The sequence below is a fragment of the Rathayibacter sp. AY1B7 genome (assembly GCF_002932735.1).
Lineage (GTDB): Bacteria > Actinomycetota > Actinomycetes > Actinomycetales > Microbacteriaceae > Rathayibacter.
In genome coordinates, this window is record NZ_PSWK01000026.1 from 26,211 (window position 1) to 53,023 (window position 26,813).

A 26,813-nucleotide genomic window follows, 5' to 3' on the forward strand; every position below is an offset into this window, starting at 1 on the left:
CGCCGTGCGGGAGCCGATCTAGGCTCCCCCGCATGCGAGTCCTTCTGGTGGGCGGAGCGGGCTACATCGGGAGCCACACCGCCGTCGCGCTCCTCGAGAGCGGCCACGAGGTGCTGGTCGTGGACGACCTCTCGCACGCGAGCGAGCGGACCCTCGACGCGGTGGAGGAGCTGACCGGCTCAGTGGTCCCCCGCCTGATCGCCGACGCGCGCGACACGGCCGCGCTGACCCGCTTCCTCGCCGCCCACGGACCGGTCGACGCCCTGGTCCTGCTCGCCGGGCTCAAGTCGGTCGGCGACTCGGTGCGGCGGCCCCTCGAGTACTGGACGGTCAACGTCGGGCTCGCCACCGCGGCGTTCTCGGTCGCGGCGGAATCGGGGATCCGCACCGTCGTGTTCTCGAGCTCGGCGGCCGTCTACAGCCCGGGCGGCGCGATGCCGGTCGGGGAGGACTCCCCCGCCGGGCTGAGCGCGGCGAGCCCCTACGGCGCGACCAAGCGCGTCATCGAGGAGATCCTCGGCGACGCTGCGCGCGCCGATCCCCTCCTGCGCGCGGTCAGCCTCCGCTACTTCAACCCCATCGGCGCGCACCCGTCGGGGCGGATCGGCGAGGATCCGGCCACGGCGCCGGGGAGCCTCCTGCCCGTGCTGACGCGGGCCGCGGGCGACCCCTCCCGGTGCGTCGACGTCCTCGGCGACGACTACCCGACCCCCGACGGCACGGGGCTGCGCGACTACATCCACGTCTGCGATCTCGCGGCCGGGCATGTCGCGGCGCTCGAGCGCGCGCGGCCCGGGCACCGGGTCTACAACCTCGGCACGGGCTCGCCGACGAGCGTCCTCGAGCTGATCGACGAGGTCGAGCGCGCGAGCGGGGAGACGGTCCGGTGGCGGGCCGTGGGGCGCCGGCCGGGCGACCTCGCGGCGAGCTGGGCCGACCCGGCACGCGCCGAGCGGGAGCTGGGCTGGCGGGCGGTGCGCACCGTCCGCGAGGGCGTCCGCGACCAGTGGCGGTGGCAGACCCTGCAGCGCATCGGCGTCTCCTGATCCTTCCGGCACGGCGTCACTGAAAGAGTGATTTCTTCCTCTCCGCGACTCTCCTCCATCGTTGTGATCTCCGAGGGAATAGCGCCTCCGCGACGCACTCCAGACGATCCTCGCCATTCCACTCGCGGCTTATCCGGATCATCGGACTCTCCTTTCCCCGTCGTTCTGCGACGACTCGTACTCGCCTTTCGATTCCTTCTCCACGAGCCGGTTAGCTTCTACTGCACTGCTGATCGGTCACCGACGACGGATAAGCATTCGGAGCCGCTCCCGTCTCCGGATGGCCGCCCGATCCTCACCGCACGCCCGGGGGAAGGGGCCCATCATCACTGCCGTCATCGACGCGACCACCCGTTCCCGATCCGTCCCGCCGGTCGGTCCCGGCCTGATCGTGCACGAGTGGGTCGAGCGTCGCGGAGGCGCCGAGCGCGTGCTCGAGGCGATGACCGAGGCCTTCGCCGACGCCGACGTCCGCGTCCTCTGGAGCGACTGCGCCGAGGTCGTCGGCAGGCCCGTCTCGGAGTCCTGGCTGGCGCGCACGCCGCTGCGCCGCCACAAGGTCCTCGCCCTGCCGGCGATGCTGCCCACGTGGCGGCTCCCGGTCGGCGCCTCCCGCGAGTGGGTGCTGGTCAGCTCGCACCTCTTCGCCCACCACGTCCGCACCAGCGGACCGACCCGCAAGCTCGTCTACGCGCACACCCCGGCCCGCTACATCTGGGAGCCCGACCGCGACGGCCGCGGCAGCAGCCTCGCCGCCCGCACCGCGAGCCTGCTCCTCAAGCCGATCGACCGCCTCCGCGCCGCCGAGGCCTCCTCCATCGCCGTGAACAGCCTCTTCACCGGGCAGCGGGTGCGCGACGCGTGGCACCAGCCGTCGCGGGTCATCTACCCGCCGGTGAACACCGAGCTGCTCTCGACGATCACCGACTGGCGCTCCCCGCTCGACGACGACGAGCTGCGCCTCCTCGACTCGCTCGCCCGGCCGTTCATCCTGGGCGCCTCGCGGTTCGTCCCCTACAAGCGCCTCGAGAAGGTCATGGACGCCGGAGCCCGCACCGGGCTCCCGGTCGTCATCGCCGGGCACGGCCCCTGGGAGGCGCGGCTCCGCGCCTACGCCGAGGAGATCCGGGCCGACGTGACCTTCGTCATCTCGCCCTCCGACCAGCTGATCCGCGCGCTCTACGCGCAGGCGCTCGTGTACGTCTTCCCCGCCGTCGAGGACTTCGGGATCATGCCCGTCGAGGCGATGGCCTGCGGGACGCCGGTCATCGGGACCGACATCGGCGGAGTGCGCGAGAGCGTGTCCCTCGCCGGCGGGGGCGTCATCGCCGACCTCGAGGGCGATCCGGACTGGAGCGACCTGCTGCGGCGTGCGCTCGCGCTCGACGTCGACGCCTTCCGGGCTCGCACCCGGGTCTTCTCGCGCCGGCGCTTCATCGCCGAGATCCAGGACTGGGTCGCCGAGCAGACCGCCTGACGACGGCGCTCCCCGCCGCGGGAGGCCGTCCGTGCGCGCGTCACCGTGCGTGCGGACGACGCCCCCGCGGAGGGATCAGAACAGGCCGCGCGGGGGCTCGATCGAGGCGAGGACGCCGGGGGCGGCGATCACGCTGAGGCGGCCGACCTCCTCCGGGGTCAGCTCGGGCAGGCGCTGCGCGAGGTCGAGGAAGCGCTCGATCTCGGACTCCTCGAGCACGTCGGCGGCGAGCGTGCGGAACTTCGACACGTACTGCTCGCGGCTGAACGGGTGCGCGCCCAGCGGGTGCGCGTCCGCCACCGCGATCTCGTCGACGATCGTCGTGCCGTCCGTCATCAGGATCTCGACGCGGGCGCCGAACGCCTTCTCGCCCGGATCGGTGGAGTGGTAGCGGCGCGTCCACTCCGCGTCCTCCTGCGTCGTGACCCGGTGCCAGAGCGCGATGGTGTCGGCGCGGGCGGCCCGCTCGGGGGCGTAGCTGTGCACGTGGTGCCAGGCGCCGTCCTGCAGCGCCACCGTGAAGATGTACGGCACGGAGTGGTCCAGCGTCTCGCGGGACGCGGCCGGGTCGTACTTCTGCGGGTCGTTCGCGCCCGAGCCGATCACGAAGTGCGTGTGGTGCGAGGTGTGCAGGACGATCCGCTCGACGCGCTCGGGATCGGCGGCCTCGGGGTGCGTGCGGTGCAGGCGGCGGGCGAGGTCGATCAGCGCCTGCGCCTGGTACTCGGCCGAGTGCTCCTTCGTGTACGTGTCGAGGATCGCGCGCTTGGCCTCGCCGCGGTCGGGCAGCGGGACGTCGTAGCTCGCGTCAGCGCCGTCGAGCATCCAGGCGATGACGCCGTCCTCGCCCTCGTAGATCGGCGACGGGCTGGTCTCGCCGCGCATCGCCCGGTCGACCGCCTCGATCGCCATCTTGCCCGCGAAGGCCGGCGCGTACGCCTTCCAGCTCGAGATCTCGCCCTTGCGCGACTGCCGCGTGGCGGTCGTCGTGTGCAGGGCCTGCGCGACGGCCTGCTCGATCGTCGCGACGTCGAGGCCGAGCAGCGTGCCGATCCCGGCGGCGGCCGAGGGGCCGAGGTGCGCGACGTGGTCGATCTTGTGCCGGTGCAGGCTGATCGCGCGCACCAGGTCGACCTGGACCTCGTAGCCGGTGACGATGCCGCGGACGAGCTGCGCCCCGCCGATGCCCGCGTGCTGGGCGACGGCGATCAGCGGAGGGATGTTGTCGCCCGGGTGCGAGTACTCGGCCGCCAGGAACGTGTCGTGGTAGTCGAGCTCGCGCACGGCGACCCCGTTGGCCCAGGCCGCCCACTCGGGCGAGACCCGGCGGGCCGGGTCGACGCCGAGGACGACCGAGCCCTGGCCGCCGATGGAGGCGGGGTGCGCGAGAGCCTGCGCGCGGGCGGCGACGACCGGGCGGCGCAGGAGCGACGCGGTGGCGACGGCGGCGTTGTCGATGACCCGGTTGACCACCATCTCGGCGACCTCGTCGTCGATCTCGACCGGATCGGCGGCGACCTCGGCGATCGCGTGGGCGAGCTGCCCGTGTCGCGGGAGCTCCTCGTCGCTGCGGTGGACGCGGACGTGGTGTTCGTGCACGGGCGGCTCCTTCGTCTCTCCCCCAGGCTATCGCCCGCCTCCGGCCCCGGCCGCGCGGGCAGAATGGGCGGATGTCCTCCCCCACGCGCGTCGCGGCGCTCGACTGCGGCACCAACTCCCTCCGCCTGCTGATCGCCGACGTGGAGGGCGGCCGCCTCCGGGACGTCCAGCGTCGCACCGAGCTCGTGCGGCTGGGCCGCGGGGTCGACCGCACCGGCCGCTTCGACCCGGCCGCGCTCGAGCGGACCCTCGCCGTCACCCGCGAGTACGCGGCCGCCGCGCAGGAGGCCGGCGCCGAGCGCCTCCGCTTCGTCGCCACCTCGGCCACCCGCGACGCGGCCGACCGCGAGGACTTCCTCGCCGCCGTCGAGCGGATCCTCGGCGTCACCCCGGAGACGATCTCCGGCGAGGAGGAGGCGCGGCTCTCCTTCCGCGGCGCGGTCTCGGCCGTCGACTCCGCCCGGCCCGTGCTGGTCGTCGACCTCGGCGGCGGCTCGACCGAGCTCGTGCTCGGCGGAGCGGAGCCGGAGCAGGCGCACTCGATGGACGTCGGCAGCGTCCGCCTGACCGAGCGCCACCGCCGGGCCGCCGCACCGACGGAGGGCGAGCGCGCGGCGATGCGGGCGGACGTGGCCGCCGCGCTGGCCGCCTCCTCCGTCGACCTCTCGCAGGCCCGGAGCGTCGTCGGCGTCGCCGCGACCGTGCTCACGATCACCGCGCACGTCCTCCGCAGCACCGACCGCGCCGCGCTCGAGACGTCCCTCCCCCTCTCCGACGTCCTCGCCGCCTGCGACGAGCTCGCCGCGCTGTCTCCGGAGGGGACGGCGGCCCTCCCCTGGGTGCGCCCGGGGCGCGAGGACGTGCTGGCGGCCGGCGCGCTGGTCTGGGGCGAGGTCCTCCGCGCGGTCCACGAGGCGTCGCCGGGCGTCGACCGGGTCCGCTCGACCGCGCACGACATCCTCGACGGCATCGCGCTCGGCCTCGCCTGACGCCCGCGCGGGTCAGGCGGTGAGGGCGCTCCCGGAGTCGCGCGGGAGCCGGGCGGCGGCGGCGAGCGGCACGAGGGTCAGCACCGCGAGGGCGAGGAAGGCGACGCGGTAGGGGACGAGGCCGGGCCCGATCGCGGTGCCGACGGCGAGCGCCACCGCGCCCACCGCGACTCCGAGTCCGGCCGCGATCTGCTGCGTGGTGGCGTTGAGGGTGTTCGCGCCCGACATCCCCTCCTGCGGGACCTCGGCGAACGTGACGGTGTTGTAGGCCGTGAAGCCCGCCGAGCGGGCCACTCCGCTCAGCACCAGCAGCGCTACCATGAGCGCCACCGGAGTCGCCGGCTCGAGGAACGCCATCGCCGCCATGCACGCCGCCCCGACCGCGCTCGCCGCCACCAGCACCCCGCGGAAGCCGAGGCGCCGCAGCAGCGGAGTCGTGGCCGGCTTGATCGCCAGGTTGCCGGCGAAGAGCGCCAGCACCACGGAGCCGGCCTGCACAGGGCTCCAGCCGAACGCGTCCTGGAACAGCAGCGGGAGCAGGAACGGCACCGCGTTCACGGTCGCCCGGTAGAGCGATCCGCTCGCGTTGGCGACCCGGAAGGTGCGGAAGCGGAAGGCGTCGAGCCGCACGAGCGGATGCTCGGCGCGGCGCAGGTGCCGCACGGCGAGCGCCGTCACGACCGCGCCGACGAGCAGCGGCGCCACCGCCCGCCCGTCGAGCTCGGAGCCGGTGAGGAGCCCCGCCGCTCCGACCAGCGCGCCGAGACCGACCGCGACGAGCGCCAGCCCCGTGACGTCGAGCGGGGTCGGCGCGCTCTCGGAGGTGGCGGGGACGATCCGGCGCGCGATCGCGAACGCGACGACCCCGAGGGGCAGGTTGATCAGGAAGATCCAGTGCCAGGAGGCGACGGTCGTGAGAAGGCCGCCGAGGAGCGGCGCGATCACGGGGGCGACCAGTCCCGGCCAGACCAGGATCGCGATGGCGTGGATGATCCCCTCCCGCGGAGTCGCCCGCAGCACCGCGAGCCGGCCGACCGGCACCATCAGCGCACCGCCGACGCCCTGCAGGACCCGGGCGCCGACCAGAAGCGGCAGCGTGGGGCTGAGCGCGCAGAGCAGGGAGGCGAGGGTGAAGACGGCGATCGCGCTGGTGAAGACGCGGCGCACGCCGAAGCGCTCGCTGAGCCAGCCCGAGGCCGGGATGAGGACGGCGACGGTGAGGAGGAACGCGGTGACGGTGATCGAGACCGCGGCGGAGTCGACGCCCAGGTCGGCGGCGATCGCGGGCGCGGCGGTCGTCACGATCGTGGCGTCGAGGTTCTCCATGAAGAAGCAGCCGGCGACGAGCAGCGCGAGGGAGCGGTGGCGGGGGTCCGTGCTGTCCTCCTCGGCGTGGGGCTGTCGGCGGCGAGCGTAGCGCGGCGACGGCGCGGCCGCCGGGCGGGTACCGTCGCAGCATGAGCGCTGCAGCCGAGACCAGGACGATCCAACTCCGACGCTACGAGCTGATGGACGGGGTGATGGACGACTTCCTCGCCTGGTTCCCCGAGCGGATCGTGCCGGCGCGCGAGGCCCACGGCTTCCGGATCGAGTTCGCCTACGCCGACCGCGAGGTGAACGAGTTCGTCTGGGCGGTCAGCACGGCCGGCGACGCCGACGCGTTCGCCGAGGTCGAGCGGGCGTACCTGGCCTCGCCCGAGCGCGACGCCGCCTTCGCGGGCGAGCCGAAGCGCGTCGCGGTGCAGCACGTGCGGCTGGTCGAGCGGATCGTCTGACCCGGGCGGCGTCCTGCCGGGGCGCCGCCGACTCCGGGCGCCGTCGGGTCCGGGCGCCGTCGGGTCCGGGCCCGTCAGCTCCGGGCGCGCCGCACGGCCGCGAGGACGCCGCGGACCACGAGCGTCCCGACCGCGATCGACCCGATCGCTCCGGTCAGGCGCGCCCAGACGTGCTTCGGCCGGTCGATCCCGGCGCGGTCGGCGGGCGAGGGGAGCGAGGCGGGCGCGAGCGTGCGGCCCGCGGCTCCCGCCTCGGCCATGTGGGCGAGCCGGCGCACGGCCTCGCGGTTGCGGATCCAGAGGAACGAGTGCATCAGCGGCTTCGGGACGAGCGTGCCCGGGCCCTTCACGGGCGCCTCGTGCATCCGCACCTTCGCGCCGCGCGCGTGCGGCTCGACCTCGACGCGCACCCGGGCCTCGCCGAGCGGCCAGCCGGCGGCCTGGATGACCATCCGGCGCGGCGGGTCCCACTCGAGAACCGTGGTGCGGTCGTCGATCACGAGCGGCCAGAGGCCGAAGGAGTGGTGCAGCTGCGAGCCCACGTGCGGGAAGTCGGCGTCGACCTTCCGCATCCGCGACGCGCCGACGACCCAGCTCGGGAACAGCCAGCCGGAGGCGAGCACCGCGAAGACGGACTCGGGCGGGCAGTGGACGACGCGGGTGGTGCGGGACATCGCGGGCTCCTTCGAGTGGTGGTGGGGCGCGTGGCGGCGCCGTCCCTCAGCCTGGCAGGCCGGGGGCGGCGACGGGCGCAGCGCAACAGCGGCGGCTCAGGCCGGGCGCGCCTCCGGCGACAGGTCGGGCGACTCGCGCACCCCGAACTCGTGCCGCAGCGCGCTGCGGGCGGCGTGCCAGCCGGCCATGCCGTGCACGCCCGGCCCGGGCGGGGTGGACGAGGAGCAGAGGTAGAGCCCCTTCGCGGGCGTCCGCCACGGGTCGGTCGTGGGGACCGGGCGCGAGAGCAGCTGCGCGACGCTCGCGGCGCCGGCGGCGATGTCGCCGCCCAGATAGTTCGGGTTGTAGGCCTGCATGTCGCGGGCGGTCATCGAGGAGGCGCCGATCACGCGGTCGTGGAACCCGGGGGCGAAGCGCTCGATCTGGGCGGTGATCGCCTCCTGCTGGTCGGCGGGCGAGTACCGGGGGACGTGCGTGTACGCCCAGAGGACGTGCTTGCCCTCGGGCGCCCGGGTCGGATCGGCGATCGAGGGCTGCGCCACCAGCACGTAGGGGCTGCGGCTGTGCCGGCCGCGCTTCACGTCGCGCTCGGCGGCCGCGATCTCGGCGCGGCTGCCGCCCACGTGCAACGTGCCTGCGCCGGCGAGCTCCGGGTTCGTCCACGGCACCGGCCCGTCGAGGGCGAAGTCGACCTTGGCCACGCCGTTGCCGTAGCGGAAGCGCTGGAGGGCCGCGGCGTACGCCGGGGGCAGCCGGTCCCCGGCCATCGCGAGCAGCGCCGTCGGCGTGCCGTCGACGAGCACGGCGCGGGCCGGGGGCAGCTCCGAGAGCGAGGTCACCTCGACGCCGGTCTCGATGGTGCCGCCGTGCGCCCGGAGGTCGTCGGCGAGCGCGTCGACGATCGACTGGCTGCCTCCGATCGGCACCGGCCAGCCGCGCGCGTGGGCGTAGGCGCCGAGCGCCAGGGCGGCCGCGGCCGTCGACGGGCTCGGCATCGGGCGGATCGAGTGCGCGGCGACCCCGGAGAACATCGCCGGGGCGACGTCCTCGCGGAAGCGCAGATTCCACACCGGGGTGCCCTGCTCGAGCACCCGCAGTCCGAAGCGGATCAGCACGCTCGGGTCCGTCGGGATCCGCAGCAGCGCGTCGTTGGTGAAGCCCGCGACGCGGTCGGCCCGCTCGGAGAGAGGTCCCATCAGGGCGCGCCACGCCGCTCCGTCGCGCCCCAGCGCCTCGACCGTGCGGTCGAGGTCGCGGTAGGCGATGCCCGCGCGGCCGCCGTCGAGCGGATGCGCGTACGAGATCTCGGGGACGACCAGCTCGATGCGCCGGTCGAGCCCGAAGGCGCGGAAGAAGCCGGACGCGAGCGCCATCGGGTGCACCGCCGAGCAGACGTCGTGGTGGAAGCCGGGCAGCGTCAGCTCCGCCGTGCGCGCGCCGCCGCCGATCGTCTCGTTGCGCTCGAGCACGGTGACCGAGAGCCCGGCCCGCGCGAGCGTGACCGCGGCGGCGAGGCCGTTGGGCCCCGCCCCGATGACGACGGCGTCGACCACGGTCACTTCCTCCGCAGGGCCGAGACGACGCCCGCGGCGCCGGCGGCGAGGGCCGCGGCGGCCCCCGCGTAGCTCAGGGCGCGGTGGCGGATCATCCAGATCTGGGGCGTCATGGTGTGCGCGCGGTCGCTGAAGAGGCCGCGGGCGCCGTGATCGCCGGGGACCGGCTCGTACACGTTGTTCGGGAGCATCGGCTCCGTCTTGTCGGGGGCCTGCTGACCGTCGAAGGCGCTGCGGGCGAGGTACCAGTCCATGAAGCGCCCGGCGAAGCGGTCGCCGAGGATGGTGCCCGCGGTCGGCTCGCCGACCCAGGTGCGGCGGCGCGGCTTGTCGGCCACGTCGGCGATCGCGATCGCGCCCACCTCGGGCTCGTAGATCGGCGGCACGGGCTGCGGGTGGTGCGGCAGCTGCGACTTCACCCAGTTGAACTGGATGGTGTTGAGCGCCGGCATGTCGACCTCGGACAGGCGCACGCGGCTCTTCGCGTGCAGCAGCTCCGCGGTGACGGCCTCGGTGAAGCCTCGGGCGCCGAACTTGGAGGCGCAGTACGCGGCCTGCAGCGGGATGCCCCGGTGCGCGAGGGCGGAGCCGACCTGGATGACGTGCCCGCGGTCGCGCGGGGTCATCCGGGAGAGGGCTGCGCGGGTGCCGTTGACGAAGCCGAAGAAGTTGACGCCCACGGCGCGCTCGAAGTCGGCGGGCTCGGTCGAGAGGAACTCGCCGAAGACGCCGACCATCGCGTCGTTGACCCACAGCTCGATCGGGCCGAGCTCGGCCTCGACCCGGTCGGCCGCCGACTCGACGGCCTCGCGGTCGGCCACGTCGGTCGGGATGCCCAGCCCGCGCCGGCCCTTCTGCTCGATCTCGGCGACCGTGGCCGCCAGTCCGTCCTCGCCGCGCGCCAGCACGGCGACGTCCCAGCCGCGGGAGGCGAGCTCGCGGACCGTGGCGCGTCCGAGCCCGGCCGTGCCGCCCGTGACGACGGCGACTCCGCGGCTCATGCGCGGGCCTCGCGGGAGGAGGTCTCGAGGCGGGGGTGCTGCGTCATGGTGCGGGCTCCTTCGTGAGGGCGCGGTGTGCGTCGGGAGTCCCACGCTAGGCGGGAGCGGCGGCGCGGCGCGCGGGGTTGCGCCCGATCGGTGGAGAGCTCGGTGGATCCGCGCCCGGGGAGGAGAATCGCTCCCGACAGCTCCCGGCTCTCCTCCAGAGACCGCCGCCAGACTGACGCCCGCCCGAGCACCCTCCGACCGGATCGACGCATGACCTCTCTCCTCGACCTGAGCCTCGTCTCCGGCCCCCTCGTCGTCGCCGTCTACGTGCTCGCGATCGGAGCGCTCCTCCTCCTGCTCGCCGCCCACGTCCGCGCTCCCCGCCGCGGGCGCTCCCGGCGCGGCGGGATCGCCGTCGCGGTCCTCCTCCTGGGCCTGATCGGCGGCGCCGCCCTGGCCGCCCTCGTCGACGGGCCCGACGGCCCGTTCGGCGTCGACTTCACGCCGGTCACCCGGGTCGCGATCGGCCTCGGGATCGGCGGGCTGGGCGTCGCCCTGGTCGTCCTCGGGCACGCGATCGCCCGCCGCCGCGCGCGGGGGGTTCTCGCATCGCTCGCGGCCGGAGTGCTCGTCGTCGCGGCGGCCGCGATGACCGTCAACATCGACTTCGGCCAGTACCCCACGGTGCGCAGCGCGCTCGGGATCAGCGCGTACTCCGACTCCTCCGTGCCGGTCGCCGCCGCGGACGGACCGCACTCGGACCTCGCGACCTGGACGGCCCCGGCCGGGATGCCCGCCGTCGGCTCGGTCTCGACGGTCGCCATCCCCGCCACCGCGTCGGGCTTCCCGGCCCGCGACGCCGTGGTCTACCTCCCGCCCGCGGCCCTCACCGCGGCACCGCCGCTGCTGCCGGTGATGATCATGCTCTCGGGGCAGCCGGGGTCGCCCTCCGATCCGCTCTCGACCGAGAAGTTCCAGCAGACCCTCGACGCCTACGCCGCCACGCACGCCGGCCTCGCGCCGATCGTCGTGTCGCCCGACCAGCTGGGCGATCCGGACAGGAACCCGATGTGCGTCGACTCGCCGCTCGGGAAGTCCGCCACCTACCTCACCGTCGACGTCCCGAACTGGATCCGCGCGAACCTGCCGGTGCTCGGCGACGCGCAGCACTGGGCGATCGGCGGCCTCTCGCAGGGCGGGACCTGCTCGATCCAGTTCGGCGCCGGCCACCCGTCGCTCTTCGGCAACATCGTCGACGCCTCGGGCGAGCTCGCGCCGACCCTCGGCAGCGAGGCGGCGACGGTCGCGCAGGGGTTCGGCGACGACCAGGCCGCCTACGAGGCCGCGAAGCCGGTGAACGTCCTCGCGGCGAACGCCCCCTACACCGGCACCGTCGCGATCTTCGGAGTCGGCGCCGAGGACACCTCGTTCCTCCCCGGAGCGAAGACCGTCTACGCCGCGGCCGTCGCCGCCGGCATGAGCGCCACCTACCTCGAGGTGCCGGACAGCGCCCACGACGTCACGGCGTGGTCGGCGACCTTCGACAAGGGCCTCGAGATCCTCGCCGACCGCTGGAAGCTCGTCCCCGCCTCCTGAACGGCTCCGCGCCTCAGGCGCTCTCGACCAGCCGGACCGCCGCCTCGACCCCGCCGCTCCACGGCGCTCCGTGGCCCGGAACCACCCAGCGCGCCCCGGTGGGCAGGAGCGCCCGGAGCGACGCGAGCGCCTGCTCCGGCTCGTCGGTGAAGGGCGCGGGCTGCGGACCCGTGCGGCCGGTGAGCACGTGGCGGGTGGTCAGCCCGTCGCCGACGAAGACCGCGTCGGCCAGCGGCACGTGCACGGCGATGCTCCCCGGGGAGTGACCCGGGAGCGCGATCACGCGGGGAGCGCCCGGCAGGTCGAGCGTCTGCCCGTCGTGCACCTCGACGACCTCGGTGAGCGGCGGGACCGTCGCGATGCCCTTCCGCAGCGCGTAGGCCGCGAAGCCGAGGAGCGGCAGGACGCGCAGCCGCGGTGTCGCGGTCCTCGGCTTCGCCCCGCCCTTCGCCCGCTCGGCGTCGGCGGCGTGCACGTGGACCGGCACGCCGTGGTCGCGGCGCAGGCACTCGGCGAAGCCCACGTGGTCGGAGTCGCCGTGGGTCAGCACGACGCCGCGCACGTCGTCGAGGGTGCGGCCCATCGCTCGCAGCTCGGCGAGGAGCTCCGGCCAGAGACCGGGCAGGCCGGCGTCGATGAGCGTGACGCCCTCGTCGGTGTGGACGAGGTGGACGGCGACGATGTCGGTGCCGATGCGGCGCAGGTGGGGTCCGAGTTCCATGATGGCTACGCTAATTAGCCATCATGGCTACTGTCAATAGCTATACTCGGCCCATGCCCACTCCCGACCGAACCTCCCTCGAGGCGATCGTGCGCGCCGCCGGCGAGCTCCTCGAGCGCGACGGGCTCGCCGGGGTCACGATGCAGGCCGTCGCGCAGAGCGTCGGGGTCCGCGCCCCCTCCCTCTACAAGCGCGTCGAGGGACGCGAGACGCTGATCCGCCTCGTCGCCGCGGACGCCCTGACCGTGCTCGCCGACCGCCTCGCCGACGCCCCGGACGCCGCCGCGCTCGCCGACCGCCTCCGCGCCTTCGGCCACGAGCGGCCGGCCGCGTTCCTCCTCGTGACGGCCCCCGCTCCCGGCACGCCCGTCACCGCCCAGGAGTACCGCGACGCGGCGAGCGCCCGCCTGCTGGACCTCACCGCGCAGCTGGCGGGCGAGGAGGACGCCCTCGAGGCGGCGCGCACGCTGACCGCCTGGGCGACGGGGTTCATCGGGATGGAGATCACCGGCGCCTTCACCCTCGGCGGCGATGTGGAGAGCGCCTGGCGCTTCGGGCTGGGGCGGATCGTCTCCGCGCTCGCTCCGGCCGCGTCGCGCTGAGCGCCGCCGCTCAGGCCCGGCGGAGCGCCGCCTCGTCCTCGAGGAACCGCGGACGGCACGCGACGATCCCGCTGACCAGCAGCACCGCCACTCCGGCGAACAGCAGCGCGTACGCACCGCTCCAGTCCCCCTGCGCCTCGTAGAGCACGCCGATCAGCAGCGGACCGAGGCAGGCGAGCCCGTAGCCGAGCCCCTGCGTGGCGCCGGAGAGGGTCGAGGAGCCGGTGGTCGTCCGCGTCCGCGCGTTCACGAGCGTCAGCGTCATCGGGAACGTGCTGACGCCGAGCCCGAGGCAGACCACCCACGCCACGGCACCCTCCAGCGGAGCGACGACGAGGCCCGCGTAGCCGACGGCGAGCAGCGCGCAGCACACCACCACGACCACGACCGGGTTGCGCATCCCCAGCGTCAGCGGCGGCACCACGAAGGCGGCGGCGAGGCCGAACACCGAGAACAGCGCCAGCAGCGCACCGCCCTGCGCCGGATCCGCGCCCGCGTCGACGAGGATCGTCGGCAGCCAGGTGATGATCCCGTAGGTGTGCAGACCGGTCATCCCGAGCATCAGCACCATCGCCCAGAGCAGCGGCGTGCGCCAGGCCCCGTCCACGCGGCCGCCGGCGGCGGCCGGAGCCGCCCCGCCTCCTCCGCGGGCCGCGAGCGCCGCCCAGAGCAGGCAGGCCGCGGCCGTCATCACGGCCCAGATCCCGATCGCCCAGCGCCACCCCGCCGTCGAGGCCAGCGGCACCGCGACCAGCGGAGCGACGAACTGGCCCACCTGCAGCAGCGCCAGGTAGAGCGAGCTGACCGTCTTGATCCGCTCGGCGAAGTACCGCTTCACGATCGGCACGATGAGCACGTTCGTGGTGCCCACGCCCGCGAAGGCGACGACGGTCGAGAGCACCAGAGCGACCGGGCTCGGGCTGAGCGCGCGGAGGGCGATGCCCAGTGTGGTCACCAGCGTCGCGATCGCGAGCGTGCGCTCCAGGCCGATCCGGCGCGAGACGGCCGCGGCGACGAAGCCGAAGACGGCGAAGGAGGCGGTGACGATCGTCCCCAGCGCCCCGTAGAGCGAGGGCCCGAAGCCGAGATCGGCGCCGATCGTGTCGAGCAGCGGGCTGAAGCCGGTGACGGCGGTGCGGAGGTTCAGCGCGGTGATCGCGATGGCGGCGAGGGCCAGGAGGGCGGTGGCGCGGAGCGTCGGTGCTGCGGTCATGGAGTCCCCGAGAGATAGGATGATGGGATGAATTCTGGCGAGTCTAGCCCCGCGGCGCCGTTCCAGCGCGAGAGCGTGATCGACCACGTCACGGCGCTGTTCCACGAGGAGATCCGCTCGGGCCGCTGGGCCGTCGGCGAGCGGATCCCGGTGGAGGCCGAGCTCGCCCGCTGGACCGGCGCCGGCCGCAACTCCGTCCGCGAGGCCGTCCAGGCCCTCGTGCAGGCGGGCCTCGTGCGGCGGGAGCAGGGGCGCGGCACGTTCGTCACCGCGCGCTCGCAGCTCGCCGAGTCGCTGCGCCGCCGCATCCCGAGCGCCGCCCGCCGGGAGGGCCTCGAGCTGCGGTTCGCGATCGACGGGGCGACGGCCGCGCTGGCGGCCGAGCGCCGCACCGGGGAGGACGTCGCCTCCCTCCGCGCCCTGCTGGCCCGCCGGGCCCGCTCGTGGCAGGCTCCGGAGCTCGCCGAGCGGATCGCCGCCGACACCGCGCTGCACCGGGCCGTCGTCGTCGCGACTCACAACGACCTGTTCGTCGAGCTCTACGACGGCCTCACCGGCATGTTCGAGTCGGTACTGGAGGAGGACGTCGTCGGCGAGGAGGACGTGCACGCCCGCCAGCACGCCGAGCTGGTCGAGGCGATCGCCGCGGGTGACGCCGAGGGGGCGCGGCGCCGGATCGAGGAGCTGCTCGCGCCGCTGCTGGCCGAGGCGCAGCAGGGCGGCGGCTGAGGCTGAGGGGATCCTCAGCGGCGGGCGGCGAACGGCACGCGCTCGCGGCCGGCGCCGTGCCGCCCACCGAGCGGGATCAGCCGAGTGGGATCAGCCCCGCGGACGACGGGTCGACCAGAGCGCCCACGCCACCAGCAGCGGCTGGAACGCGAGGCGCACGGCGCGCTTGCGGTCGGTGTCGAGGCCGAAGGCGCTCGTCCGCGTCACCCACTGCGAGACGTTGCCCGGGAAGATCGCGGTGAAGAAGGCGGCGGCCGCGGCTCCGACCAGCGGCGCCCGGCGGCGCGCGAGCACCAGGGAGGCGCCCAGGCCGATCTCCACCACGCCCGAGGCGAGCACGACCGCGTCCTTGTCCAGCGGCACCCACTCGGGGACCTGCGCCTGGAACTCCTCCCGCTTGCGGGTGAGGTGGCTCACCCCCGCGAAGAGGAGGGCGGAGCCGAGGAGCACCTTGGCGCCGGTGCGGAGGAGGGACGGGGAGGAGGATGTCATGCGCTCCATCGTTCCCGATGCGGGCCGCCGCCGCCGCCGTGGCGCGGCCAGTGCGCACGAACGTGCCGGTGTCGGAGGCGGCGCCTAGTCTGATCGTGTGACTGACCGCATCCTCGTCCTCACCACCGGTGGCACCGTCGACAAGGAGTACTCGCTCGCGGGCGAGCTCGAGATCGGCGCCCCGATGGTGCCGCGCCTGCTCGCCCCGGTGCTCACCACGCTCGAGTTCCGCGTCGAGGAGGTCCTCGCCAAGGACAGCCTCGAGCTCGACGACGCCGATCGGGCCCTCATCCGCGAGCGGGTGCTCGCCGCCGAGGAGGACCGGATCGTCCTCACCCACGGCACCGACACGATGACCGCGACGGCCGAGGCCCTCGGCGTCGTCCGCGATCGGGTGGTCGTCCTCACCGGCGCGATGCAGCCCGCACGGATGCTCGACAGCGACGCCGCGTTCAACCTCGGCACCGCGGTGGCCGCCGTGCAGCTGCTGCCGCCGGGCGTCTACCTCGCGATGAGCGGACGGGTGCTGCCCGCCGGCTCCGTGGTGAAGGACCGGTCGATCGGCGTGTTCCTCCCGGCCTGAGCCGAACGCCGGGCCAGGGTCGCCCGCGGACGGGCTCCCGGCCGGACCGGCGTCAGGCCTCGGCGAGCTCCGCGGTGCAGGCCGCGCAGAGCCCGAAGACGTCCACGACGTGGTGCGCGTCCGTGAATCCGTTCTGCGACGCGACCGAGCGCGCCCACTCCTCGACCTCGTCGGCCGCGATCTCGACCGTCAGCCCGCAGCGGCGGCAGATCAGGTGGTGGTGGTGCGTCCCCGGCGTGCAGGCGCGGTAGAGGCTCTCGCCCTCGGGCGACTGCAGCGAGTCGGCCTCGCCCTCCACGGCCAGGTCCGAGAGCGCGCGGTAGACCGTCGCGAGCCCGATCGGCGAGCCGGAGGCGTGCAGCGCACTGTGCAGGCCCTGGGCGCTGACGAAGTCCTCGCGACGCCCGAGAGCCTCGCGCACCGCCTCGCGCTGCCACGTGTTGCGCTTGACCACTGGACCACCTCCACTCCGCACGACCCGGGCCACGCTACCGCCCCCCGCCGACGGCGAGCCGGGAGCGCCGGACGCCCTTGCGGCCGATGATCCGGCAGACCGCGTAGATCGCGAACGAGATCGTCGTCACGTAGGGGCTGATCGGGATCGATCCGCCCAGCGCGAGCAGGATGCCGCCCACCAGCGCACCGACGGCGAAGAGCACGCTCAGCAGCGGCACGACCACCGGCGAGGCGGAGAGGCGCAGCGCCGCGGCCGCCGGCGTCACCAGGATCGCGAGCACGAGCAGCGAGCCGACGATCTGCACCGAGACGGCGACCGCGAGGCCGAGCAGGAGCATGAACGCGATCGAGAGCGCCCGGGTGGGGATGCCGCGCGCGGCCGCCACGTCGGCGTCGACGCTCGCGAAGGTGAGGGGGCGCCAGATCAGCGCGAGACCGACGAGGACGACCACCGAGATGCCGATCAGCCACCCGAGCTGCGGGTCGTCGACCGCGACGATCTGACCCGTGAGCAGGCCGAACTTGTTCGCGCTGCGGCCCGGGTAGAGGGCCAGGCAGAGGATGCCGATGCCGAGTCCGAACGGCATCAGAACCGCGATGATCGAGTTGCGGTCGCGGGCGCGCGAGCCGAGCACGCCGATCAGGACCGCCGCGATCAGCGAGCCGACGATCGATCCCTCGACGACGCCGACGCCCAGCAGCAGCCCCGCGGACGCCCCCGCGAACGAGAGCTCGCTGATGCCGTGGACCGCGAAGGCCATGTCGCGCGACATCACGAAGACGCCGATGAGCCCGCCGACCACTCCGAGGACCGCGCCGGCGATCACCGAGTTCATCAGGAGCGACAGCAGCGCTCCGTAGTCCGAGAAGTCGAAGATCTGCGACCAGACGTCCGTCACGACTGCCCCTCCTCGTGCTCGTGCACGTGCGAGTGGTCGGGTGCGCCGACCACGATGACCCGGCCCCGGGCGCGGATCACGTCGACGGGTGCATCGTAGAGCTCGCTGAGCACCTCCGAGCGCAGGACCTCGTCGGGGGTGCCGATCCGGAACCGGCCGCCGGCGAGGTAGAGCACGCGGTCCACCATGCCGAGCACCGGATTCACGTCGTGCGTGACGAAGAGGACGCCGAGGTTCCGCTCGCGGCGGTGCCGGTCGATCAGCTCGCTGACCGCCCGCTGGTGGGCGAGGTCGAGCGCGATCAGCGGCTCGTCGCAGAGCAGGAGCGCCGGGTCGCCCGCGAGCGCCTGGCCGACGCGGACGCGCTGCTGCTCGCCGCCGGACAGGCTGCCGATGGGGGCGTCGGCGAAGGCGGTGGCGCCGACGGCCTCGAGCAGCGCGTCGACGGCCGCGCGCCGGGAGCGGGAGGGCAGGGGCAGGCCGAACCGGTGGCCGTCGATCCCGAGCCCGAGCAGATCGCGGGCGCGCAGCGGAGTGCCCTCGTCGGCGAGCTTCTGCTGCGGGATGTAGCCGATGCGCCGGTTGCCGCGGTGCACGGGCTCGCCGAGCACCTGCAGCTCCCCCGCGCTCAGCTGCTGCTGGCCGAGCACCGCGCGCAGGAGGCTCGTCTTGCCGGAGCCGTTCGCGCCGAGCACCGCGACGAACTCGCCGGCGCGCACGTCGAGGTCGACGCCGCTCCACAGCTCGCGGTCGCCGAAGCGGAGGCCGGCGCCGCGCAGCCGCAGCACGGACGCCGAAGGGCCCGCCTCCGGGGAGACCGGCCTGGTCGGGGAGTCGTGGCTCACTGGGAGAGGGCTCCCTCGATCGCGTCGAGGTTGGCGGTCATCCAGCCGGTGTAGTCGTCGCCCTCGGTCAGCGTCTCGGTGACGGGGACGGCCGGGATCCCGGCGGCTTTCGCGGCGTCGAGCACCGCGTCCGTCTGCGCACCCTCGGTCTGCTCGTTGTAGATCAACGCGTCGACGGCCTTGCCGGAGAACAGCGCCAGCGTCTCCTGGAGCGTGGTCGCGGGGACGTCGGTGCCCTCCTCGACCGCCTCGCTGAAGGCCTCGGGAGTCGCGTCGGTCAGGCCGAGCGCGTCGGTCATGTACAGCGGGACGGGCTCGGTGATCGCGATGGAGCGGCCGGAGAGCGTGCCCTTCAGCCCGCCCTCGCGGGCGATCAGGGCGTCGAGCCCCTCGTCGAGAGTGGCGAGATTGGCGGAGTAGGCGGAGGCGTTGTCGGGGTCGAGCGCGGCGAGCTCGTCGCCGATCCGCCCCGCGACCTCCTTCATCACCGAGAGGTCGTACCAGACGTGCTCGTTGAACTCCGCGTGCTCGTGCGCGCCCTCCGACTCCTCCTCCTCCGCGTGGTCGTGGACGTCCTCCAGGCCGGCGATCACGGTGGCCGTGATGACGGGGGCCTCGGTGCCGGCCGCGCTGATCATGGTGTCGAGGAAGTGGTCGTAGCCGCCGCCGTTCTCGATCACGAGGGTCGCGCCGGACACGGCGAGCTGGTCGCGGGCGGTGGCCTCGTACTCGTGCGGGTCCTTGTCCGGGCTGTCGATGATGCTGGTCACCTCGACCAGGTCGCCGCCGATGCTCGAGACGAGGTCGCCGTAGACGTTCGTCGACGCGACGACCTTCACGGGCCCGCCCGCGGCGGCGGCGGAGGAGCTGTCGGAGGCGCTGCCCGCTCCGGAGCAGCCGCTCAGGGCGAGCGCGGTGCCGCCGAGGAGGGCGGTGAGGGCGAGGAGGCGGGTCTTCACGGTGAGCCGATCTGGGTCAGGGGCCGGGCGGGCGCCCCCACGCTAACGGCTATTGATAACGATTGTCAAAATCGTGCGGAGGCGCCCGCCGGTCATCCGCCGACACATGCGGACACGGGGCGACACGCGCCTCGCTCCGGCCCCCTCGCCCCTGGCACAGTCGCTGCACACCGCCCCCGACGAGACGAGGACACCGTGACCACCACCGCACCCACGACCACCGACGCCGCGACGACGATCGGCGCCGCCGCCGAGCACTGGTCGACCGCCCCCCGGCCCGACTCCCCCGACGCCTGGCTCGCCCGCGCCGAGGAGGTCGCCGCCGTGCTCGCGACCGACGCCCTCGAGCGCGACCGCGCCGGCGCCGCCCCCTTCGCCGAGGTCGCCCTGCTCAAGGCGTCCGGCCTCGTCACGCTGCTCGGGCCCGCCGAGCACGGCGGCGGCGCCCAGGAGTGGACCACCGCCCTCCGCGTCGTCCGCACCGTCGCGCGCGGCGACGGCTCGATCGGCCAGCTGCTCGGCTACCACTACCTCTGGGCCTGGGCGGCCCGCCTCGTGGGGACCCCCGAGCAGATCATCGCGGTCGAGCAGCTCGCGACCGAGGGGGACCTCCTCTACGGAGGCGCGGTGAACCCGCGCGACTCCGACCTCATCGTGCGGGAGGAGGGCGACGAGCTGGTCTTCACCGGCCGCAAGTCGTTCTCGACCGGCGGCGTGATCAGCGACCTGACCGTGCTCGAGGGGGTGCTCGAGGGGACGGACACCCACCTCTTCGCGATCGTCCCCACCGATCAGGAGGGGATCGTCTTCGGCCGCGACTGGGACAGCCTCGGCCAGCGGCTCACCGAGTCCGGCTCCGTCGAGATCCGCGGCGTCCGCGTGCCGTGGGCGGCCGCGGCCGGCTTCGTCGACAAGGTCTACCGTCCGCTCGTCTACAACACCCTCAACGTGCCCGTCATCCAGCAGGTCTTCGCCGAGTTCTACCTCGGCATCGCGCAGGGAGCTCTCGAGCGCGCGGCGCAGTACACCCGCGAGCGCACCCGGGCCTGGCCGTACGGCGGCGACGACAAGGAGCGCGCCGGCGACGAGTGGTACGTGCTCGAGGGATACGGCGACCTGCAGTCCCGGCTCTGGGCCGACGAGGCGCTGATCGACGCGACGGGGGCCGCGCTCTCGGCCGCGCTGCACGCTCCGCGCGAGGAGCTGACGCCTCGGCGCCGCGGCGAGATCGCCGTGCGGATCGCCGCGGCCAAGGCGCGGATCGTGGAGGACGGCCTCGCGACGGCGACCCGCGTCTTCGAGCTGACCGGCGCCCGCGCCTCCGCGAGCTCGGTCGGACTCGACCTCTACTGGCGGAACCTCCGCACCCACTCCCTGCACGATCCGCTGCCCTACAAGCGCCGCGAGGTCGGCGTCTTCGCCCTGCTCGACACCGTCCCCGAGCCCAGCTGGTACACCTGATCGGCCGCGGGGCGCGTCCTGCTCCGGCGGCGCGCCCCGCCCGCACGCCGCCCCGGCGTCGATCCGCGACAGGCCGGAGCGGAGCCCCGGGGTAGCGTGAGGGCCGAGCGGAGGGAGGACCGTGGCCGTCACGCTGCACGACGTCGCCCGCGCCGCCGACGTCTCGATCAAGACCGTCTCGAACGTGATCAACGACTATCCGCATGTGCGCCCGGCCACCCGCTCCCGGGTGCAGGCGGCCATCGCGCAGCTGGGCTACCGCCCCAACCTCTCCGCGCGGAGCCTGCGCCGCGGCCGCACCGGCGTGATCGGCCTCGCCCTGCCGGAGCTGAGCCTCCCCTACTTCGCCGAGCTCGCCGACAGCGTGATGCGCGCCGCCGACGAGCGCGGCCTGACGGTGCTGATCGAGCAGACCGGCGGCGACCCCGAGCGCGAGCGGAGCGTCCTGGCGAGCGAGCGCCGGCAGCTCACCGACGGCCTGCTCTTCAGCCCGCTGGGCCTCGCCGACGAGGACGCACTCGCGGTCGGCTTCCCCCTGGTGCTGCTCGGCGAGCGGATCTTCACCGGGCTGGTCGACCACGTCACCATGCAGAACACCGCTGCGGCGCACGCGGCCACCGCGCACCTGCTCGCCTCCGGAAGGCGCCGGATCGTGGCGCTCGGGACCCACCCCGACGCCGCCGTCAGCTCGGCGTCGCTCCGCCTCGAGGGCTACCGCGCCGCGCTCGCCGAGGCCGGCATCGCCTACGACGAGCGGATGATCGGCGTCTCGGGCCCGTGGCGGCGCTCCGGCGGCGCCGAGGCGATGCGCCGCGTGCTCGCCTCCGGGCTCGACTTCGACGCCGTGTTCGCGCTCAACGACACCCTCGCGCTCGGCGCGGTCCGCGCGCTCCAGGAGGCGGGGGTCCGCGTCCCCGAGGAGGTGGCGGTGATCGGCTTCGACGACATCGACGAGGCGGGCTACTCCTCCCCCAGCCTCTCCAGCGTGGACTCGGGGCGCGACGAGATCGCGCGCACCGCGGTCGAGGTGCTGCAGGCCCGGATCGAGGGCACCCGCACCGGCCCCGGGACGCTCCACGAGGCGGCGTTCACCGTGGTCGCCCGGGAGTCGACCGCGGGCCGGCCGATCGCGGAGGACCCGCCGGTCGGCCGGGCGTCGGCCGGGGCCTAGGCGCAGGTCCCGCTGCCGCAGATCTCGCGGCGGATCCACGCTCCCGCGTCCGCGACGGCCAGCTCGCCGCGGCGGAGTAGCCGGCTCCACTCCACGGCCCGCGTCGTCAGCCGGTCGTCGGCCGAGCCGCGGACGTCGCCGCCGACGGTGCGGAGGAACAGGTGCGCGAGCGGGCCGCCGAGGTACAGCGTGGCGCCCGCGACGCCGGCGAAGTGGCGGGCCTGGCCGCGGGTGCCGTCGTCGTAGGGGCGGCGGAAGCCCTTCCCCCGGACCCGGTTGCGGCCGCCGTGCGCCAGGTCGAGGGCGCCGAGCGGGGCGCTGCGGATGCCGGCGACGTCCTTCGCGACGGCCGCGACGAACGCGCGCGGGCGGGGATGCGACGCCGCGAGGGCGTCGGCGCGGTCGGCGAGCTCGGAGCAGGCGTCGGTGACGGCATCGGAGGAGGGCACCCGCCCAGTCGAGCACAGGTGCGCTGAGCGGCGGCGGGGAGGGCCGACGCGCGAGGAGGTCTGCCGACCTCGGCAGCGGCGCAGCGAGGCGGGTGGGGCCCGTGCCGCTCTTGACAGCAGCGGAGGCGGGGCGGACCATCGTGTACAACGTTAGAAAGACCGCTCGCCGCCGAGCCCGCTGCGGGAGCCCGAAGCCCGAAAGGCCCTCATGACCGACGCCTCCGCCGCCACCGCGCGCATCAGCCTCGACCCCGCCGCGGTCGTCGCCCCCGTCACTCCGCGCCTCTTCGGCTCGTTCGTCGAGCACCTCGGCCGCTGCGTGTACGACGGCATCTACGAGCCCGGCCACCCCGCCTCGAACGAGGACGGCTTCCGCCTCGACGTGGTCGAGCTGGTCAAGGAGCTGGGCACCACGACGATCCGCTACCCCGGCGGCAACTTCGTCTCGGGCTACCGCTGGGAGGACGGCGTCGGCCCGCGCTCCGAGCGCCCCCGCCGCCGCGACCTGGCCTGGCACTCGCTCGAGACCAACGAGGTCGGGCTGGACGACTTCGCGAAGTGGGCGGAGCTGACCGGCAGCGAGATCATGTACGCCGTCAACCTCGGCACCCGCGGCGTCCTCGAGGCGCTGGACGTCCTCGAGTACGCCAACGGACCGGCCGGCACCGCTCTCGCCGACCAGCGCATCGCCAACGGCGGGACCGAGCCCTACGACATCCGCATGTGGTGCCTCGGGAACGAGATGGACGGCCCCTGGCAGGTCGGCCACATGAGCGCCGACGACTACGGCAAGCTCGCCTCCCGCACCGCCAAGGCCCTCAAGATCGCCGACCCCTCGCTCGAGCTGGTCGTCTGCGGCTCGTCGAGCTCGTCGATGCCGACCTTCGGCGAGTGGGAGCGCGTGGTCCTCGAGCACGCGTACGACGACGTCGAGTACGTCTCGTGCCACGCCTACTACCAGGAGTACGACGGAGACCTCGGCTCCTTCCTCGCCTCCTCCCTCGACATGGAGTACTTCATCGCGACCGTCGCGGCGACCGTGGACCACGTGAAGTTCAAGCTCAAGAAGACGAAGGACATCAAGCTCTCCTTCGACGAGTGGAACGTCTGGTACCTCGAGGAGTGGCAGGCCAAGGAGAAGGCCGACGCCGAGGGCGACCAGAGCACCCGCGAGTGGGCCTACGCCCCGCACCTGCTCGAGGACGTCTACTCCGTCGCCGACGCCGTCGTCCTCGGCAACCTGATGATCACGCTGCTGAAGAACTCCGACCGGGTCACCTCCGCCTCCCTCGCGCAGCTCGTCAACGTGATCGCGCCGATCATGACCGAGCCGGGCGGAGCCGCGTGGCGCCAGACCACGTTCTTCCCGTTCTCGACCACCGCGCGCCTGGCCTCCGGCTCGGTGCTGCGCCCCCGGATCGACGCGGGGACCTACTCGACCGCCCGTCACGGCGACGCTCCGCTCATCGACTCCGTCGCCACCGTCGACGAGGGCCGCGCGGCCGTCTTCCTGGTGAACCGGTCGCAGACGGAGCCGATCGAGGTCACCGTCGACGTCAGCGGCCTCGGAGTCTCGAGCATCGCGGAGGCGCTGGCCCTGTTCGACGAGGACCCCTACGCGAAGAACACGCGTGACGACCAGAACCGCGTGCGCCTGCGCGAGGCCACGGCGACGCTCGAGGACGGCGTGCTGACGCTGACCCTCCCGCCCGTCTCGTGGACGGCGGTCGCGCTCACGGCGTAGCGACGTCCGACCCGCGGGACCGCGTCCGGCTTCCCGGAGCCGCGCGGTCCCGCGGGCCCCGTCGGCAACCGTCCCGGCTCAGGCCGCGGGCCACAGCGGGGAGGAGGCGCTCGAGCTGGTCCGCGAGGTCGTCCGCCACCCCCACCAGTACGTGGCGGGGATCGGGCTCGACAACCTCGAGACGGCGGGTCCGCCCGAGCGCTTCGCCGACGCCTACCGCCTCGCCGGGGAGGCCGGCCTGGGCCGGACCGCCCACTCCTCCGAGCACGCCCCGACCGCGGCCAACACGACGACCTGCCTCGATCTGCTGGGCTGCGACCGGATCGACCACGGCTACTTCGTCCTCGAGGACCCCGCCGTCGTCGAGCGCGTCCGCGAGCAGGGCGTCGTGTTCACCGTCGCCTCGACGACCTCGCGCCGCTCCTGGCGGCCCTGGCGGCGCGCGTCCATCCGGGCGATGCTCGACGCGGGACTGCGGGTCGTGCCGTGCTCCGACGATCCCGGGATGTTCCCGACCACGCTCGCCGACGAGTACCGCCTCGCCGCCGGCCCGATCGGCGCGACCGCCGCTCAGCTGCGCGCGATGGCGCTCACCGGAGCGGAGGCCTCCTGGCTGCCCGCCGACGAGAAGGAGAGTCTGCGCGCGTCGTTCGCCGCGGAGCTGGACGCGCTGGACGCGGAGTTCGGGCTCGTCTGAGGCCCGGGACGCGACGGGCTCCCCGCCCTGACAGAGTGGACGGATGAGCCCCCTCCCCGATCCCCTGGCCTTCGACCTCGAGGCGCTGCGCCGGGAGGTGCTGCCGGACGACGGGGGCGAGGTCGACGACAGCATCCCCGCGCTCGCGGACGCCGACCCGGGACTCTGCGCGATCGCGCTCGTCCTGCCCGACGGGTCCGTCCGCGCGAGCGCCGACGCGGAGTCGGGGTTCAGCATCCAGTCGGCCGTGAAGCCGTTCCTGTTCGCGCTCGCGCTCCTCGACACCGGCGGTGACGCGCTCGACCGCGTCGGCATCGAGCCCACCGGCGAGGCCTTCGACGCCCTCAAGCTCGAGAGCGGCACCGGGCGCCCGCCGAACCCGATGGTCAACGCGGGAGCGCTGCTGACCGCCGCCCTGGTCGACGGCGGCGACGCCGACGGCCGGAGCGAGCGGATCCTCCGCGGCCTCTCCGCCTTCGCCGGCCGCCCGCTCTCCGTCGACGAGAGCGTCGCCGCCGACGAGCACCTGCTCGGCGACCGGAACCACGCCCTCGCGCACCTGATGCGCGCGGAGGGCACCCTGCACCGCAGCGCCGACGACGCCGTCTCCGCGTACGCCCGGGCGTGCGCCGTGCTGGTCGACGTCCGCGACCTGGCCGCGATGGGCGCGACGCTCGCGTTCGGCGGCGTGCACCCGGGGACCGGCGAGCGGGTCGTGCCGGCCTCGGTCGCGCGCGACGTGGTCGCGGTCATGGCGACGTGCGGCGTCTACGACGGCTCGGGCCGCTGGATGCGCGCGGTCGGCGTCCCCGCCAAGTCGAGCGTCTCGGGCGCCCTCGTCCTCTCCGCTCCCGGCCGCCTCGGCGCCGCCGTCGTCAGCCCGCCGCTGGACCCCCAGGGCACCAGCGTCCGCGGCGCCCGCGTCGCCGCCCGCCTGAGCGACGCCCTCGCCCTGCACTCCTTCGCGGTCGCCCCCCGCTGACCGCTGCCGTTCCCCCCGCTCTCCCCGCTCCCGCCGGCGCAGCCGCGGCCCGTGCCCCGCACCCTCAGCGGAGACCACCCGCCCTCCCTCGACAGCGAAGGGCCGAGCCGCATCCGTGCACGCTCGCCCTCAGGGCCGAGCCACGTCAGCGCACGCTCGCCCGCAGGGCCGAGCTCACCGCCGAATCGCGTTCCAGCGAATCGCCGTAGCGGTACGCTCCCCGCTCCACGAAACGCCCCACCTCGGAAAGCCGACCGCGGAGCGGATGACGACGAAGGAGGAATCCGCTCAATCCAAGAGCAGCGCCGGTTCCTCCAGCACGCTGGCGACGTCGGCGACGAAGCGGCTGACCACGTCGCCGTCGACGACGCGGTGGTCGAAGGAGCCGCCGACCGTGGTGACGAAGCGGGGGCGGACCTCGCCGTCGACGACCCAGGGCTTCTGCTTGATCGTGCCGAGGGCGATGATCGCGACTTCGCCGGGGTTGAGGATCGGTGTGCCCGTGTCCATCCCGAAGACGCCGATGTTGGTGATGGTGATGGTGCCGTTCTGCATGTCGGCGGCGGTGGTCTTGCCGTCGCGGGCGTCGAGGGTGAGCTTCTCGAGGGCCTGGGCCAGTTCGAGGAGGCTCATCGACTGGGCGTCCTTGACGTTGGGGACGAGCAGTCCGCGCGGGGTGGCCGCGGCGATGCCGAGGTTGACGTAGTGGCGGACGACGATCTCGGTGTCGGTCCAGGCGGAGTTGACGGTGGGGTTGCGGCGGACGGCCCAGATGATGGCCTTGGCCATGATGAGCAGCGGCGAGACCTTGACGCCGGCGAAGTCGGGCGAGTTCTTGAGGCGCTTGACGAACTCCATGGTGCGGGTCGCGTCGACGTCGACGAAGACGCTGACGTGGGGCGCGGTGAATGCGCTCGTCGACATCGCGGCGGCGATCGCCTTGCGGACGCCGCGCACGGGGATCCGCTCCTCGCGGTCGTCGCCCCAGGCGGGGGTCTGGATGTTGCGGAAGACGCTGGCCTGGGAGGCGTGGCGGATGACGTCGTCGCGGGTGACCTCGCCGGCGAGGTCACCCGCGACGACGTCATCCGCCACGCCTCCCAGGCCAGCG

Annotated in this window: 26 protein-coding genes and 1 pseudogene; 13 read left to right on the forward strand and 14 right to left on the reverse strand. The window is 74.3% G+C overall.

The window, feature by feature from the left end; all coding sequences use genetic code 11:
- The first annotated feature begins 32 nt into the window (after positions 1-32).
- Positions 33-1,046 carry a UDP-glucose 4-epimerase GalE gene (gene galE, locus C5C95_RS13505; protein ID WP_104324644.1) on the forward strand — a complete coding sequence of 338 codons (1,014 nt, stop codon included), beginning with the start codon at positions 33-35 and terminating at the stop codon, positions 1,044-1,046.
- Between the two features lie 280 nt (positions 1,047-1,326).
- Complete coding sequence (locus C5C95_RS13510; RefSeq protein ID WP_104224527.1) at positions 1,327-2,523, forward strand: glycosyltransferase; 1,197 nt, start codon at positions 1,327-1,329, stop codon at positions 2,521-2,523.
- A 75-nt stretch (positions 2,524-2,598) separates the two neighbouring features.
- Here the strand turns inward: C5C95_RS13510 and C5C95_RS13515 are convergent, their stop codons facing one another.
- The gene (locus tag C5C95_RS13515; protein ID WP_104227214.1) at positions 2,599-4,122 is read right to left on the reverse strand and encodes an MmgE/PrpD family protein; all 1,524 of its coding nucleotides are present in this window, start codon (positions 4,120-4,122) and stop codon (positions 2,599-2,601) included.
- A 71-nt stretch (positions 4,123-4,193) separates the two neighbouring features.
- Here C5C95_RS13515 and C5C95_RS13520 point away from each other — a divergent pair, with 71 nt between their 5' ends.
- The gene (locus C5C95_RS13520; RefSeq protein ID WP_104324645.1) at positions 4,194-5,111 is read left to right on the forward strand and encodes an exopolyphosphatase; all 918 of its coding nucleotides are present in this window, start codon (positions 4,194-4,196) and stop codon (positions 5,109-5,111) included.
- 12 nt (positions 5,112-5,123) lie between these two features.
- Here the strand turns inward: C5C95_RS13520 and C5C95_RS13525 are convergent, their stop codons facing one another.
- Complete coding sequence (locus C5C95_RS13525) at positions 5,124-6,437, reverse strand: MFS transporter (protein WP_104324646.1); 1,314 nt, start codon at positions 6,435-6,437, stop codon at positions 5,124-5,126.
- 131 nt (positions 6,438-6,568) lie between these two features.
- Between C5C95_RS13525 and C5C95_RS13530 the strand changes: the two genes are divergently transcribed.
- Positions 6,569-6,886, forward strand: a complete 318-nt coding sequence (locus C5C95_RS13530; RefSeq protein ID WP_104224531.1) for an NIPSNAP family protein — start codon at positions 6,569-6,571, stop codon at positions 6,884-6,886.
- 74 nt (positions 6,887-6,960) lie between these two features.
- Here the strand turns inward: C5C95_RS13530 and C5C95_RS13535 are convergent, their stop codons facing one another.
- The 3 genes from C5C95_RS13535 to C5C95_RS13545 form a co-directional block, all read right to left on the reverse strand.
- Positions 6,961-7,560, reverse strand: coding sequence for an SRPBCC domain-containing protein (locus C5C95_RS13535; protein WP_104233566.1), 600 nt, complete (start codon positions 7,558-7,560; stop codon positions 6,961-6,963).
- Between the two features lie 96 nt (positions 7,561-7,656).
- Positions 7,657-9,114, reverse strand: a complete 1,458-nt coding sequence (locus C5C95_RS13540; protein ID WP_374954316.1) for a phytoene desaturase family protein — start codon at positions 9,112-9,114, stop codon at positions 7,657-7,659.
- Positions 9,115-9,116: 2 nt separating this feature from the next.
- Positions 9,117-10,115: an SDR family oxidoreductase gene (locus tag C5C95_RS13545; RefSeq protein ID WP_104233564.1), complete on the reverse strand. Its 999-nt coding sequence runs from the start codon at positions 10,113-10,115 to the stop codon at positions 9,117-9,119.
- 258 nt (positions 10,116-10,373) lie between these two features.
- On the opposite strand from C5C95_RS13545, the gene C5C95_RS13550 reads away from it, so the two are divergent.
- Positions 10,374-11,699, forward strand: a complete 1,326-nt coding sequence (locus C5C95_RS13550; protein WP_104324648.1) for an esterase family protein — start codon at positions 10,374-10,376, stop codon at positions 11,697-11,699.
- Positions 11,700-11,712: 13 nt separating this feature from the next.
- Here the strand turns inward: C5C95_RS13550 and C5C95_RS13555 are convergent, their stop codons facing one another.
- Entirely contained in the window at positions 11,713-12,420 is a 708-nt protein-coding gene (locus C5C95_RS13555; RefSeq protein WP_104324649.1) for an MBL fold metallo-hydrolase, read from the reverse strand.
- A gap of 53 nt (positions 12,421-12,473) precedes the next feature.
- On the opposite strand from C5C95_RS13555, the gene C5C95_RS13560 reads away from it, so the two are divergent.
- Complete coding sequence (locus C5C95_RS13560) at positions 12,474-13,022, forward strand: TetR/AcrR family transcriptional regulator (RefSeq protein ID WP_104324650.1); 549 nt, start codon at positions 12,474-12,476, stop codon at positions 13,020-13,022.
- Between the two features lie 10 nt (positions 13,023-13,032).
- Here the strand turns inward: C5C95_RS13560 and C5C95_RS13565 are convergent, their stop codons facing one another.
- The gene (locus tag C5C95_RS13565; RefSeq protein WP_104256448.1) at positions 13,033-14,235 is read right to left on the reverse strand and encodes an MFS transporter; all 1,203 of its coding nucleotides are present in this window, start codon (positions 14,233-14,235) and stop codon (positions 13,033-13,035) included.
- A 27-nt stretch (positions 14,236-14,262) separates the two neighbouring features.
- Between C5C95_RS13565 and C5C95_RS13570 the strand changes: the two genes are divergently transcribed.
- Positions 14,263-14,964, forward strand: a complete 702-nt coding sequence (locus C5C95_RS13570; RefSeq protein WP_104324651.1) for a FadR/GntR family transcriptional regulator — start codon at positions 14,263-14,265, stop codon at positions 14,962-14,964.
- Between the two features lie 90 nt (positions 14,965-15,054).
- Here the strand turns inward: C5C95_RS13570 and C5C95_RS13575 are convergent, their stop codons facing one another.
- Positions 15,055-15,465, reverse strand: coding sequence for a hypothetical protein (locus C5C95_RS13575; protein WP_181027249.1), 411 nt, complete (start codon positions 15,463-15,465; stop codon positions 15,055-15,057).
- 88 nt (positions 15,466-15,553) lie between these two features.
- On the opposite strand from C5C95_RS13575, the gene C5C95_RS13580 reads away from it, so the two are divergent.
- Positions 15,554-16,039, forward strand: a complete 486-nt coding sequence (locus C5C95_RS13580; protein ID WP_104224541.1) for an asparaginase domain-containing protein — start codon at positions 15,554-15,556, stop codon at positions 16,037-16,039.
- Positions 16,040-16,091: 52 nt separating this feature from the next.
- On the opposite strand, the gene C5C95_RS13585 is transcribed toward C5C95_RS13580, so the two are convergent.
- From C5C95_RS13585 to C5C95_RS13600, 4 genes are read right to left on the reverse strand one after another with little or no spacing between them, the layout of a single operon-like run.
- Positions 16,092-16,493 carry a Fur family transcriptional regulator gene (locus tag C5C95_RS13585; protein ID WP_104238381.1) on the reverse strand — a complete coding sequence of 134 codons (402 nt, stop codon included), beginning with the start codon at positions 16,491-16,493 and terminating at the stop codon, positions 16,092-16,094.
- A 34-nt stretch (positions 16,494-16,527) separates the two neighbouring features.
- A complete protein-coding gene (locus C5C95_RS13590) occupies positions 16,528-17,331 on the reverse strand; it encodes a metal ABC transporter permease (protein ID WP_104224551.1) in 804 nt (267 codons plus the stop codon).
- A 59-nt stretch (positions 17,332-17,390) separates the two neighbouring features.
- The gene (locus tag C5C95_RS13595) at positions 17,391-18,239 is read right to left on the reverse strand and encodes a metal ABC transporter ATP-binding protein (protein ID WP_104227225.1); all 849 of its coding nucleotides are present in this window, start codon (positions 18,237-18,239) and stop codon (positions 17,391-17,393) included.
- Complete coding sequence (locus C5C95_RS13600) at positions 18,236-19,198, reverse strand: metal ABC transporter solute-binding protein, Zn/Mn family (RefSeq protein WP_104324652.1); 963 nt, start codon at positions 19,196-19,198, stop codon at positions 18,236-18,238. Before C5C95_RS13600 ends, C5C95_RS13595 begins: the two co-directional genes overlap by 4 nt.
- 195 nt (positions 19,199-19,393) lie before the next feature.
- Here C5C95_RS13600 and C5C95_RS13605 point away from each other — a divergent pair, with 195 nt between their 5' ends.
- A complete protein-coding gene (locus tag C5C95_RS13605) occupies positions 19,394-20,659 on the forward strand; it encodes an acyl-CoA dehydrogenase family protein (protein ID WP_258072671.1) in 1,266 nt (421 codons plus the stop codon).
- A 121-nt stretch (positions 20,660-20,780) separates the two neighbouring features.
- Positions 20,781-21,830 (forward strand): LacI family DNA-binding transcriptional regulator, encoded by a 1,050-nt coding sequence (locus C5C95_RS13610; RefSeq protein WP_104224545.1) that lies wholly within the window; start codon positions 20,781-20,783, stop codon positions 21,828-21,830.
- Here C5C95_RS13610 and C5C95_RS13615 read toward each other — a convergent pair.
- Complete coding sequence (locus C5C95_RS13615; RefSeq protein WP_104324653.1) at positions 21,827-22,279, reverse strand: hypothetical protein; 453 nt, start codon at positions 22,277-22,279, stop codon at positions 21,827-21,829. The genes C5C95_RS13610 and C5C95_RS13615 overlap by 4 nt on opposite strands.
- A 208-nt stretch (positions 22,280-22,487) precedes the next feature.
- Here C5C95_RS13615 and C5C95_RS13620 point away from each other — a divergent pair, with 208 nt between their 5' ends.
- From C5C95_RS13620 to glsA, 3 genes and pseudogenes are all read left to right on the forward strand, one after another.
- Complete coding sequence (locus C5C95_RS13620; protein WP_104324654.1) at positions 22,488-24,023, forward strand: alpha-N-arabinofuranosidase; 1,536 nt, start codon at positions 22,488-22,490, stop codon at positions 24,021-24,023.
- Positions 24,024-24,135: 112 nt separating this feature from the next.
- Positions 24,136-24,720, forward strand: a pseudogene (locus C5C95_RS13625) (adenosine deaminase); the annotation flags it as partial.
- A 43-nt stretch (positions 24,721-24,763) separates the two neighbouring features.
- Positions 24,764-25,702: a glutaminase A gene (gene glsA / locus C5C95_RS13630; protein ID WP_104324656.1), complete on the forward strand. Its 939-nt coding sequence runs from the start codon at positions 24,764-24,766 to the stop codon at positions 25,700-25,702.
- Between the two features lie 288 nt (positions 25,703-25,990).
- Here glsA and C5C95_RS13635 read toward each other — a convergent pair.
- Positions 25,991-26,813 (reverse strand): dihydrolipoamide acetyltransferase family protein (locus C5C95_RS13635; RefSeq protein ID WP_146082197.1); only part of this gene is annotated, 823 nt, incomplete at its 5' end.